Origin of the sequence: Leptospira noumeaensis (genome assembly GCF_004770765.1) — a bacterium.
In the GTDB taxonomy this organism is placed as follows: Bacteria; Spirochaetota; Leptospiria; order Leptospirales; family Leptospiraceae; genus Leptospira_A; species Leptospira_A noumeaensis.
In genome coordinates, this window is sequence record NZ_RQFK01000007.1 from 110941 (window position 1) to 123266 (window position 12326).

Annotated in this window: 9 protein-coding genes; 7 read left to right on the forward strand and 2 right to left on the reverse strand. The window is 38.4% G+C overall.

The features are described 5' to 3' along the window. Positions 1-204 precede the first annotated feature (204 nt). Complete coding sequence (locus tag EHQ24_RS00600; protein WP_135599784.1) at positions 205-2592, forward strand: ATP-dependent Clp protease ATP-binding subunit; 2388 nt, start codon at positions 205-207, stop codon at positions 2590-2592. Between the two features lie 72 nt (positions 2593-2664). Then, entirely contained in the window at positions 2665-3492 is an 828-nt protein-coding gene (locus EHQ24_RS00605) for an aldo/keto reductase (RefSeq protein WP_135599785.1), read from the forward strand. Between the two features lie 31 nt (positions 3493-3523). Here EHQ24_RS00605 and EHQ24_RS00610 read toward each other — a convergent pair whose 3' ends face one another. After that, positions 3524-4567, reverse strand: a complete 1044-nt coding sequence (locus EHQ24_RS00610; RefSeq protein WP_135599786.1) for a hypothetical protein — start codon at positions 4565-4567, stop codon at positions 3524-3526. A 19-nt stretch (positions 4568-4586) separates the two neighbouring features. Here EHQ24_RS00610 and EHQ24_RS00615 point away from each other — a divergent pair, with 19 nt between their 5' ends. Further along, positions 4587-6962, forward strand: a complete 2376-nt coding sequence (locus EHQ24_RS00615) for an ATP-binding protein (protein ID WP_135599787.1) — start codon at positions 4587-4589, stop codon at positions 6960-6962. A 1-nt stretch (position 6963) separates the two neighbouring features. Continuing rightward, positions 6964-7440 carry a response regulator gene (locus EHQ24_RS00620; protein ID WP_135599788.1) on the forward strand — a complete coding sequence of 159 codons (477 nt, stop codon included), beginning with the start codon at positions 6964-6966 and terminating at the stop codon, positions 7438-7440. Positions 7441-7525: 85 nt separating this feature from the next. Here EHQ24_RS00620 and recA read toward each other — a convergent pair whose 3' ends face one another. After that, positions 7526-8689 carry a recombinase RecA gene (gene recA / locus EHQ24_RS00625; RefSeq protein WP_135599789.1) on the reverse strand — a complete coding sequence of 388 codons (1164 nt, stop codon included), beginning with the start codon at positions 8687-8689 and terminating at the stop codon, positions 7526-7528. A 302-nt stretch (positions 8690-8991) separates the two neighbouring features. On the opposite strand from recA, the gene xerA reads away from it, so the two are divergent. The 3 genes from xerA to EHQ24_RS00640 all read left to right on the forward strand — a co-directional run bounded on the left by xerA (position 8992) and on the right by EHQ24_RS00640 (position 12323). Then, positions 8992-9927 carry a site-specific tyrosine recombinase/integron integrase gene (gene xerA / locus EHQ24_RS00630; protein ID WP_135599790.1) on the forward strand — a complete coding sequence of 312 codons (936 nt, stop codon included), beginning with the start codon at positions 8992-8994 and terminating at the stop codon, positions 9925-9927. Between the two features lie 304 nt (positions 9928-10231). After that, positions 10232-10837 (forward strand): TetR/AcrR family transcriptional regulator, encoded by a 606-nt coding sequence (locus tag EHQ24_RS00635; RefSeq protein WP_279633537.1) that lies wholly within the window; start codon positions 10232-10234, stop codon positions 10835-10837. A gap of 43 nt (positions 10838-10880) precedes the next feature. Next, on the forward strand, positions 10881-12323 hold the full coding sequence (locus EHQ24_RS00640) for a nitrilase-related carbon-nitrogen hydrolase (protein ID WP_135599792.1): 1443 nt from the start codon (positions 10881-10883) through the stop codon (positions 12321-12323). Positions 12324-12326 lie beyond the last annotated feature (3 nt).

The following is a 12326-nucleotide window of genomic DNA, read 5'->3' on the forward strand; positions in this document are numbered from 1 at the left end:
CTTTTTTGTATTTTTCGAACCGGATTCTCTGTGAGACCTCGGTGAAAAACAGGTAAGGAATGGAAAAAAGTAAGCCAGTTTCGAAACATCCGCACTATAATAAGACGAGAACGGGGAAAAGAAAGTGAATTTCCTAAAAAAACTTGTAGGAAGAACGCAAAATTAGCAGTCTAATCGATAGAGTGCTAATATAGGGGAAATGTTATGAAACAATATGATTCCAACGTCCAAGGAGCCCTGGACATCGCGCAGACAGAAGCAATGAGGAGACAAAATACAGAAATCACTCCTTACCATTTGGTTTGGGGGTTTATGACCCTACCGACCTCTGTTTCGGGCAAAACATTAATTAAATATAAATCTACAGTGGATGAATTTTTGAAGAAACAGGCAAGGGCGTCAGGTGAGATCCCTTTTGAGTCCCTCCGGACTTCGCCGAAATTAGCCCAGTGGTTCACGATGGCTTCGTCTAGGGCAGCGGAAAATGGAAGGGAAGAGCTAAAGGAGGCGGACTTCCTTAAATTTTTACCACAAGTCCTTCCCGAACTCAAAATTAATTATGAAGATCTACAAGTGAAAGAGACGGACGAGGAAGTGCCGAACTTTCTTGTAAACTTAAACGATCTAGCTCGGGAAGGAAAACTTGATCCTGTGATTGGAAGGAGTAAAGAGATTCGTTCTGTTATGGAAATTTTGGGTCGCCGGTCAAAAAATAACCCAGTGTTAGTTGGTAGTGCAGGTGTTGGTAAAACGGCAATCGTCGAAGGACTTGCAGAACAAATTGTTAAGGGCCGAGTTCCCGATGTATTAAAAGGGAAAACCATTTATTCATTGGATATGGGTTTATTGATGGCCGGAACAAAATACCGAGGTGAGTTTGAAGAAAAATTAACAGCTATGCTTCGTTATATCAAAGGACAATCAGGTGAGGCCGTACTTTTTATCGATGAGATCCATCAATTGGTAGGGGCAGGGAAAACCGACGGAGCAATGGATGCAGCCAATTTATTGAAACCGGCTTTAGCACGAGGAGAATTACATTGTATTGGAGCCACAACACAGGATGAATTTCAAAAATACATTCTTGGTGACCAAGCACTGGAAAGAAGATTTCGTGCAGTCCCAGTCAACGAACCTAGCAAAGAAGATGCGATCGAAATTCTTATGGGGATTCGTGACAAACATGAAATCCATCATGGAATTAAAATTTCTGATGAGGCAATTTATGCTTCAGTGCTTTTGTCTGACCAATACATTACAGATAAGTTTTTACCAGACAAAGCCATTGACTTGGTTGATGAAGCTGCCTCAGCTTTAAAACTTTCTGCGGAGGCTATGCCAACAGAACTTGTAGAACTAGAAAGTGAAATTCGATCCAAAAAAATCTTTGCTCAGGTAGAGAAAAAAAATGAAGAAATCTTAAAGGAAATTGAGGTTTTGGAAAAAAAATTCGAAGCGGGGAAAGTTGTTTGGGAAAAGGAAGTAAATTCCTTAAAACAAATCGCATCTATCAAAAATAAAATTGATAGAGTTAAATTTGATTTGGATGCAGCCCAACAAAGAGCTGATTATACAGAGGCTTCTCGGCTGAAGTATGCTGTCCTTCCTGAATTGGAAAAAGAATTGAACAAATTTCAGAACAGTTGGATTTTAGAGAGAAATCATATAGCGGCTGTTATTTCTAGACAAACAGGAATTCCTTCTGAAAAAATTTTGAAAACAAAACAAGACAATTTACTTCATTTGGAAGATGATTTAAATTCTGTTGTTTATGGTCAAAAGGATTCCATTCGGGAAATTGCTGATACACTTCTCACTTCTTACGCAGGTATTTCCTCGGAAACAAGGCCACTCGGATCATTTTTGCTCAAAGGGCCTACTGGTGTTGGAAAAACAGAAACTGCCAAAGCCATTGCCAAATTTTTATTTGATCAAGAAACAAATTTGGTTCGGCTAGATCTCAGCGAGTATTCTGAAAAACATTCTGTTGCCAAACTGATTGGTGCGCCAGCGGGGTATGTCGGGTATGATGAAGGTGGAATTCTAACAGAAGCTATTCGAAGAAAACCTTATTCTGTGGTTCTTTTTGATGAAGTGGAAAAAGCACATCCGGATTTCTCTGATATCCTTTTGCAAATTTTGGATGATGGTAGGCTTACCGATAACAAAGGAAGAACCATTAACTTTAAGAATACGATAGTGATTCTGACTACCAATTCCAAAAATATTGAAGGAGATTTTAAACCGGAAGTTCTCGGGCGACTTGATGCGATTTTGACTTATCATTCATTGGATTCTTCCATCATGGAAAAACTAATTGAAAAACAACTTCGCCAGTTGAACGAAAGGTTAAAGGTCAAAGGAATTGTGATCGAACTTTCTGAAAGTACAGAACATATTTTGAGAGAACAAGGATTTGATCCAAAATTTGGAGCAAGGCCGCTCGCGAGTGTTTTTAATCGTGTTGTGAACCGACCTTTGGCAAAAGAAATTCTTTCTGGTGTTTTGGCGGAAGGTAAATACAGAGCCGATTGGAATGGGGAACAATTACAATTTGTTTCGATCCCTGAATTTGCCGGATCCAAACCCTAAATTTGGAAAATTACTGAATGGAACCAGCTATAGTTTTCCTATGGCTGGTTTTTTTAGTCTAAGGATTACTTTATGTCAAACTTGAATCTTACATCCACATTAAAATCAAATCAATCCATCTCGGTTCCACAGTTAGGACTTGGTGTATGGAAATCACGTCCGAAAGAATGTTTTGAAGCTGTAAAATCAGCCTTGTCACTCGGATACCGCCACATCGATACTGCCGCTATCTACGGAAATGAAGCAGATGTTGGTGCTGCGATTCAAGAAAGTGGAATCCCTCGTAGTGAAATATTTCTCGTGACTAAACTTTGGAATGCCGACCAAGGATACGATTCCGCCTTACGGGCGATAGACGTATCCTTAAAAAAATTAGGAACTGACTATGTGGACATGTATTTGATCCACTTTCCAGTTTCTGGAAAACGTAATGAATCTTGGAAGGCTTTGGAAAAAATAAAAGCAGAAGGTAAATCAAAAGCAATTGGCGTCAGTAATTTTATGGTTTCGCATTTAGAGGAACTTTTAAAAGAAACAGGAACAATTCCTGCGATGAATCAAGTGGAATACCATCCATTTTTACAGGACAAAGAGCTAAAAGAGTATTGTACAGAAAAAGGAATATTGTTAGAAGCTTATAGTCCTCTGGCACATGGACAAAAATTAGAAGATCCTCGAATTACGCAGATTGCCAAGCGCTATAAAAAATCAAATGCACAAATTTTGATTCGTTGGTCTTTGCAAGCGGGCCACGTAGTAATTCCCAAATCCAAAAATCCAGATCGTATTCGTGAGAATGCAGATGTATTTGATTTTAATTTATCCGAAGCAGATATGAAAGAAATTTCTAGTTGGAATGAAAACTTCCGAACTTGTTGGGATCCCACCACTGTGGACTGAAAGATCCCGGGAGATAAACTTATTTTTTGATTTATTTTTTAGAAAAAACAAGGACTGCCGATTGACGGTTGTCCTTGGTTCCCAAATATCCATAACCAAACGGGAAAGGTAGAATGGAATCGTTTGTAGATTCACTTAAACTTTTCAGTTCTGGTTGGATTTCTGGAATGACTGCTCCAGAAAGATTCCAAGATCTTTCATACCTTCCAAAGATATTTCGATTCCAATTGTCTTCTGGAAAAAAACGAAGTGGAAAACCCGATTCATCCTGCACGACAAATTCGGCATTTTTTAACAAAAGATCTCTGACTAACTTTCTTTTTTCACCATGAAATAAATATTCTGCAGATTTTGTAAATATTCCTACGTTTGTTAATTCTGAAAAATATTCATATAAACCATCACCAGGAATACCTTCATTGCCAATTAAGAATATTTTAAAATACGTAAGTGATTCCTGTTTTTTTAGTTTGGTATCATATAGAGAAAGGGTAAACCCTTTGTATGTGATACCCTTTCCGGCTATTACTTCCTCTTTTGAGTCTAAAACTTCTTTTCCCATTCTACGCAGGAAAGCTACAAATACGGGATAAGCACCGTTTAGTTCCTTTTTTTTGGTTTCTTCTTTCATTTTACGATAAGTAAAATAGTTCCTTCCTGCCAAATGATCGGAGAGGTTTCGTATCCCTTGTTTTACGATTTGTTTTTCCTTTTCCGAGAGAGAGTTGTATTGGTTGGGATAACCTGGATCTTCTAATCCAAAAAGAATATAACGTTCGCAAGTTGGATAAAAAGAAAATAAATTTAGTACATCGATTCCACTAAAAGGATAGACAACAGTTTTGACCTTCGGTTGGTAATTTTTACCTTTGAGATAACTTTTGATCGTGTCACTCGTTTGGATTAGTTTTTTCCAACTGAGGTCCATTTCGTTTTTATGAAGAGGGTCTGTTTCACTAAGACCTGCCCATTCATCATAAATAGGAGTTTCTATGATAGCGACTTCTGTTTTCTTTTCTTGAAATTGGCATTGGAGGGTTAAAAAAAGTAAGCAAATAATTAGTTTCTTCGTCATATCTTGTCGGTAGGTTTGTATGGAAATCAGCGAGGCTATCGATAAAGTACTAAATGCAAAGAAGGAGTTGGAAGCTGCCTGGGACGGGAATCCATTACCTTCTTTTATTTTAAACAGTAATCTAAAGATCCTCAGATGCAATGCTTCTGCAACGGAACTTTTTCAGACATCTTTTTTTCATCTTTTAGGTAACGATTTCGTTGGACTATTTTGGAAAGAAGAAATCCAAGATGAGATCCGAAACTCCTTAGTTCGTAGGTCAGAAAAGTCTTCTTTTCCGGTAATCCTTTCTCGTTTGGAAGGTTCCTTTCAGCTTCTTTCTCAATCCATCTCTGAAGATCGGATTGTTGTTTATATTGTAAATTTAGATACAATCCGCGTTCCAGAAAATCGCGAAGAAGAAGTACGACTCAAATTAGCTTTAGAAAGTGGGCAGAGTGGGGTTTGGGATTTTTCTCTTCGTTTAGGGAAGGCCTATTTTAGCCCTGAATATGCTAGGATGTTAGGGTTTGAACCGGAACGTTTCCCGCAAAATTTTTCTCATTGGGAGACTTTAGTCCACTGGGAAGATCGTGAACAAATTCGATCATTATTTGAAAACTATCTCAACGGTTCCCTTGATTCTCATGATTTAGAGATTCGAATGTTTACAAGATCAGGAAAAACTATCTGGGTTTGGAGTCGTGGTAAGGTTGTAGAAAGAGATGAAAATGATCTACCAGTGAGAGTGATTGGAACGCATATTGATATAACAGAACGTAAAAAAACAGAGATTCGAACGGAAGCTGTGATAGGTATCGGCCAAAAAAGTTCTCTTATGGAAAGAGAAGATAGTATTTTACTTTTGGCTCTAAAGTATTCTTTGCAGCTAACAGAAAGTTATTGGGGTTTTGTTCGTATTTGTCGTGATGGAGTTGCTATTCGAGAATCTGGCCTATATACAAAGAGAGACCAATCTAATTCTGTATTTGTTCCCATAGATTCCGCAACTACATTGCCTCACACCATTCGAGAATTACCTCTTAAGTTTAATTTGAAAGATAATGAATCTCTTGAACTAACTCTCTTTAATAAAAGAACTGAGTATGAAAGCATTGATTTTAAGGAAGTGGAATTGCTTGGTACTGAATTGGTTCAAATTCTCATTCGAAAAAGAACGGAGGATTTACTTCTAGCAAGCGAGTGGAATCTACAATCAATCGTTGAGTGTTCTCCGAATGGAATATTGATTTTGGTTGATAGTAATATTCAATTTTATAATCGAAGTTCAGAAATCCTCCTCTTACAAAACAAAAATCAAATGAGAAATAAAAAAGTGTCTGAAGTTTTCGGTTTTTTAAGTGGGGAAGATCCTTTTGACTTCATTCAATCTTTATCAAATAACGGATTTGCTCCTGATCAAAATGTCGTAGAAAAAAATATAATCCTTTCGAATGGTCAAAAAAAATGGATTAGTTTTTGGGCAATAGAGATCATATATAATGGAGAAGTTTCTATTTTAGTTTATTTAAATGATCTTTCCAAGGCAAAAGATACAGAAATACAATTGTTACAAAGTGAAAAGTTAGCAACGATCGGCCAATTAGCTGCGGGAGTGGCTCATGAGATCAATAATCCAATGGCTTTCATTTCTAGTAATTTGGAAACGATGAAGCGCTATCACAAACAGCTTGCTGTAGTAATGGCAAATGTCCATTCAGTGCTTAAGAAAAATCATATGGATCCAGAGATTTCAAAAATTCTAACTGATTGGGAACGTTATGATCTATCTAACGTTCTTTTGGATACATCTGATATTTTAGACGAGTCAATTGACGGTGCTAGTCGTGTTGTTGATATTGTTCGTAATATCAAAAGTTTTGCTCATGTAAATAAAGAAGAAAGTTTGGTTTTGTGTAATTTGAATGAGGTGATTACTTCGGCCATTAATATAAGCCATCATAATATAAAATATGATAGTGTGGTTGAATTTTCCTTTGATAAAGATCTTCCTGAAATACCATGTCATCCACAAGAGATTGGTCAGGTGATCATTAACTTACTTGTGAATGCTGGCCACGCAATTGAAGAAAAGAAAAGTCATGGTTTATTTCCTGATACTCAGGGCGAAAAACCGGGAAAAATTGAAATTAAAACTAGATGTATTTGTTCTGAAAACAACCAACAATTTGCTGAGATTAAGATTAAAGATAACGGGATTGGAATTCCTGAAGACATTCAGTCAAGAATCTTTGATCCATTTTTCTCAACTAAAGAAACTGGTGAAGGGACTGGACTTGGTTTGTCCATCAGTATGGATATCATTCGAAAACATAAAGGAAAAATAGATTTAGAAAGTGTACGTTGTGAAGGAACAACGTTTTCGATATTGTTACCAACAAATCTGGAGGACTAGTATGGTTCCGAGTAGTATAGACCAATTGATACAAGAAGTAGAGTCGCAGGTAACTGACGTGTCAAAAGACGGGAAAGTTTATAAAATAGTTATGGTTGATGATATCAAATCCATTTCATCTTCCATGAAACGAGAGTTAAGCTTTGTTGCTCGTAAATTAGACAATGTTAAATTGTCTATTGTAGACATCCAGGATCCAGAAATTGCATATGAATACCTGCAAAAAAGTAGACCTGATCTTCTCATTTCTGATGTTAAGATGCCGTACCTAACGGGTGATAAGTTAGTGGAAGCGGTAAAGAAACTTTATCCTGATTTACCGGTGATTGTGGTGACTGGGTTTGCCACAAAAGAAAATATTCTTTCTGTTTATAAATCGGATAAAAACAGTATCATTTTATCGAAGCCCTGGGAACCGGAGAGGCTTGTTGGTGCCGTGAACCAAATGTTGGGAACGAACTTTCAGTGGAACGACTGATCACCTCTATTTGTCTGAGTAAAAAAAAACCGGCCCGGGAAACCCCGAACCGGTCAATGGTTCCTAAAAAGAAAGCCGTCTTTGTTTATTCTCCGACTGCCACGTCTCCGTCTGCTTCGGTTGAGAAACTAACAGGTTGTTTTGATTTTGTTTCTTTAGTTTCTTTTGGATCCCTTTCAATGGATTTTACTTCTCTGGTTTGGATCTTTGCTTGGTCTACCAAAGGAAGTCCATTGAGATCCCGAACTTGGTTCTCAATTTTAAATGCGATGTCTGGGTTTTCGAGAAAGAAATTTCTGACTTGTTCTTTTCCTTGCCCGATCTTCTCTCCGTTATAGGAATACCAAGATCCCGCTTTTCCCACGAGGTCATGGCGAACGGCAAGATCAATGAGGGAACTTTCTTTGTTGATTCCGGTTGCATACATGATGTCAAACTCTGCTTGTCGGAAAGGAGGAGCGCATTTGTTTTTCACCACTTTCACTCGAACGCGGTTACCTACAGGTTCTTCTTTTTCTTTCAGAGTTTCGATACGACGAATGTCCAATCGGATGGATGCATAGAATTTTAATGCATTACCACCTGTAGTGGTTTCTGGACTTCCAAACATCACTCCAATCTTCATACGGATTTGGTTGATAAAGATAACTGTGGTATTGGATTTGGAAATGGTTCCTGTGAGTTTACGAAGGGCCTGGGACATGAGTCGCGCTTGCAAACCCATATGAGAATCTCCCATATCACCTTCAATCTCGGCTTTCGGAACAAGAGCAGCCACAGAGTCGATGACAATGAGATCGATTGCATTGGAGCGAACGAGAGATTCACAAATTTCTAGTGCTTCTTCTCCATTGTCAGGTTGGGCCACGAGTAGGTCGTCTACATTGACTCCCAATTTTTTAGCATAAGCAGGATCGAGAGCGTGTTCCGCATCGATAAAGGCAGCAATGCCTCCTTTTTTTTGCGTTTCTGCGATCGCAGAAAGAGTGAGTGTGGTTTTACCAGAAGATTCTGGTCCGTAGATTTCAAGAATTCTACCAGAAGGAAATCCGCCAATCCCCAAGGCGATGTCTAGATCCAAAGAACCTGTGGATACCACGTTCATTTCAGCCATACGTGTATCTGCACCAAGGCGCATAATGGAACCCTTACCGAATTGTTTTTCGATTTGGCCTAGGGCAGCGTCAATGGCCTGCTTTCTTTGGTCGGTTTCTTTTTCTTGAGCCTTGTCAGCTTTCTCTTTTTTCATGAATCAAACGTTCTCCTAAAATCGGTGTTCCGAAAGACTAGGTAGGGGACTGGGTTCGTTGGTTCTAAAAAAATCTTCTGAACCGACTCTCTCAAGGATGAACCCATCCCTTCCGAATTCCACTCTTTTTCTCTTCCGGACTAGCTCCAGTATGTATGAGACCTGGGACAAATTAGAGAGATGAGGGAATTTTTTCTGGATTATGTCTTTTTTTATCGTTTTCAACACTAAACAAAATGTAAGTACTTGTATAGTGTTTTTTTCCCGTAGGAGAAAGAAAACTTTGCCGATAGTTTCTCTGTATGACCCTGCCAGCTCTTGAAGTCCAAATCCCCGACCATTTTCCCCAAGCCATGGTTGAACTTTTTCGCAGTTATCGAACCTATCTCAAAATTGAAAAAAACTATTCGGAACATACATTATTTGCCTATTTACGAGATTTGAAATTTTTCTTTGAGTTTTGTTTGAAAGAGGAAATCGACATTCTGACAGTCGATGTTTTGGATGTAAGGGCTTACTTTGCTGATTTAAAATCCACGAAAAAACAAGATAAACGAACTCAGAGTCGCAAACTTTCTTCGCTTCGCACTTTTTATAAATTTTTATTCCGCGAAGAAAAGATTGGTGCCAATCCCATCTTACAAGTGAGTTTTCCCAAAACAAAAAAGAAGTTACCAAAAAACTTCACACCCATCGAAACAGAAGACATCCTTGATTATGAAGATGGTGAAAAAGCAGAAGTGCTTGGAAAGAGGGATAAAGCCATCGTCGAAGTTTTGTATAGTACAGGCCTTCGTGTATTTGAGTTAGTCAATGCCAAGTTAAGTGATCTCAATCATGAATTAACTTCCCTCAAAGTGATGGGGAAACGTCGCAAAGAACGTTTTGTATTTATTGGTGAGGAAGCACAAAATGCACTCCGTGAATACTTAGACGAAAGAGGGACTACTGGACCGGAAGAAATTTTTCTAAACCAACGAGGCGGAAAACTAACGACACGTGGAATTCGTTATATTCTTTCGGAACGGAGGTCGGTGATGGGAATGGAAAAAGCCATCACTCCTCATAAATTTCGCCATACCTTCGCAACTGATCTTTTGAATGCTGGTGCTGACATTCGCGCCGTACAAGAGTTACTTGGTCATGCTTCTTTGTCTTCTACACAAGTGTATTTGAGTGTTTCAAGAGACCGGTTGAAGGAAGTGTATCGGAATGCTCATCCGCACGCGAAGAAGTAGGGAGTTGGATTTAGGTTTTGCGCGCGGATAGGATCACCCCGCCCTGATATAGGGAGGGGAACTAGACCCGCCGCCCAATGGTTTCCCTTTACCACAACGAACTCATCCCATCAAGCCCCAATCGCCAAACCCAAAAATTTCTTAAGTTAAGTTCATACTTTCATCTCTTTTTTTGAATAATATAGTTGACTATAAAAAATAAGTAAGCTATATTATTTCCTTGTCTGCAAAACGTAAATACCCATCCGATTCCCTCCTTCGTTTCCCTTTAAAGGAGAGGAAATTCGCGAAAACTCGAACGAATTTGGTTTTAGCCTTCCTGTCGGAGTTTGAATCCAAGGATTTCGATTCCATAAAAATCAAAAACCTCTGTGAAATCGCTGAAGTGTCAGAACCAACGTTTTACAATTATTTTTCAGAGAAGGGTGATTTACTCCTCCATTACATTCAGATTTGGGGTTTGCAAGTCTCAGCATTTGCTAAAGAGATGAAGTTGTCCGAATCTGGGTGGGGGTTACTCTCTGCATTATTTCGATATACGGCAAAAGAATCCAAAAAAAATCCCCGAATCTTACTCGAGATTATTTCGTTCCAAGCAAAAAATAAAAGAACATTAAAACAATCTAAATTAACTGGCGCGGAACGTGTGTTACTTTTTCCAAACACTGCAGGTATCGAAGAATTGAATGCCGATGGTGTGGAGGGGATCATTCAAAATGCATTATCCATTGCTGCTAAAAATGGGGAACTTTCCGAATCTACTGATTGGAAATCCTTTGGTATGGTTTTGGGATCTTGTTTTTTTGGTGTTCCTATCTTAGCGTTCCAACTAAATCAAAACTTGGAAAAACTTTGGTTAGATTCTCTCTCTTATTTGTGGAGAGGCGCTGGTGGAATTACCAAAGAGTAAATTCTCCTAAAGAATTTATATATAAGTATATAAGATTATATTAATGAATTATTTAAATCAAAAATGGTTTTTGTTATCTATCGGAGGTGTTTTCATCGGATTCACCGGTATGAATTGGAATATTCCTATCTTTGCTTGGATAGCCATGGTTCCATTTTTAAGATACGTCCGACTTGGTCATTCCGTATGGATCCTTCTGTTTTCATTAATATTCATCCAAATTCTTTCTACGATGCGTATTGTATCGGAACCATTTCATCTTTGGATTGCGATCATTTCGGGAATTCAAGGAGGGATTGTTTTTACAATTTTACTTTGGATATGGAATTGGCTCCGAATCCAATTTTCTGGTCAAATATCATCCATTCTCTGTTTCGCTTTTTTATTTACCATCGTTGAATGGATCGGTGGTTATAGTTCTGGTCTCGGCGTTTGGGGGATGTTTGCCAATAGCCAATTAAACAATTTGATTGTATTACAATCGGCATCATTATTTGGAGCTACTGGAATTAGTTTTATCATTTATTTGGTAGGTGGAAGTATTGAAGAGTCCTTGTCCGATTTTATCTCTAATTCCGAGTTATCAAAAAATTCGGCCTACTTTCTTTTCACCTGTTTTTTGTTAATCGTCGGAGTCTATTTTTACGGTGCCATTCGGCTCACCGTTCCGATTGAGGGAAAAAGTATTAAAGTCGGGACAGTGACATCCAAAATGGAAATCCAAAATATTTGGAATAATCCCATTCAAAATCAAATGAATACAGAACTTGTTTTATCTAGAACCAAACAAGCAGCAGATGAGGGTGCAAAGGTAGTTGTTTGGAACGAAGGAGCAGTGATTGTAAATCGCAATGAAGAGGAATCTTTTTTGACAAAGGTATCCCATTTAGCAAAAACCAAACAAATCGAAATCATCGCTGCCTATGTTGTTCCAATAAAGGAAAAAGAATTTTTTTTGGACAATCAGTTTCGTTGGATCGGTAAGGATGGATCCACTCGTCAAATTTATTTCAAACAATTCATTCCTCCCGGGGAACCTGTTTCCATAATTCCATCTGAAATTAAAGTGATCGATGTCGACGGCATTAAAATGTCAGCAGCAATCTGTTATGATTTTGATAGTCTCAAACTAACTCAGAAACATGCGGAATTAGGAACAGCCATTAGTTTCATTGCCGCCTCCGACTGGAAAGGAATCAATCCATTCCATACGGAAATGGCAGCCCTTCGCGGGATTGAAAACGGAACCGCTATTGTTCGTTCCACTCGTGGTGGTCTGTCCGGTATTTATGATGCATATGGTCGAACAAAAGGAACCCTCGATTACTACGAAGAAAATGATGGAGTGCTGGTCGCTTCCGTGCCGATTGTCCCTGTTTTTACCTTATACAGGAAATTTGGAAATTGGGTTGTTGGCCTAGGGATTCTTTATTTTTTATTTTCTGGGATTTTAATTCTGGTTTTTGTACTAAAATCCAGGAACTAACAG

Bases quoted from the DNA above. Each gene is read 5' to 3' on its own strand.
- EHQ24_RS00610 (WP_135599786.1), bottom strand. From the start codon at position 4,567: ATGACGAAGAAACTAATTATTTGCTTACTTTTTTTAACCCTCCAATGC.
- EHQ24_RS00620 (WP_135599788.1), top strand. From the start codon at position 6,964: ATGGTTCCGAGTAGTATAGACCAATTGATACAAGAAGTAGAGTCGCAG.
- EHQ24_RS00640 (WP_135599792.1), top strand. From the start codon at position 10,881: ATGAATTATTTAAATCAAAAATGGTTTTTGTTATCTATCGGAGGTGTT.
- EHQ24_RS00600 (WP_135599784.1), top strand. From the start codon at position 205: ATGAAACAATATGATTCCAACGTCCAAGGAGCCCTGGACATCGCGCAG.
- EHQ24_RS00615 (WP_135599787.1), top strand. From the start codon at position 4,587: ATGGAAATCAGCGAGGCTATCGATAAAGTACTAAATGCAAAGAAGGAG.
- EHQ24_RS00605 (WP_135599785.1), top strand. From the start codon at position 2,665: ATGTCAAACTTGAATCTTACATCCACATTAAAATCAAATCAATCCATC.
- xerA (WP_135599790.1), top strand. From the start codon at position 8,992: ATGACCCTGCCAGCTCTTGAAGTCCAAATCCCCGACCATTTTCCCCAA.
- recA (WP_135599789.1), bottom strand. From the start codon at position 8,689: ATGAAAAAAGAGAAAGCTGACAAGGCTCAAGAAAAAGAAACCGACCAA.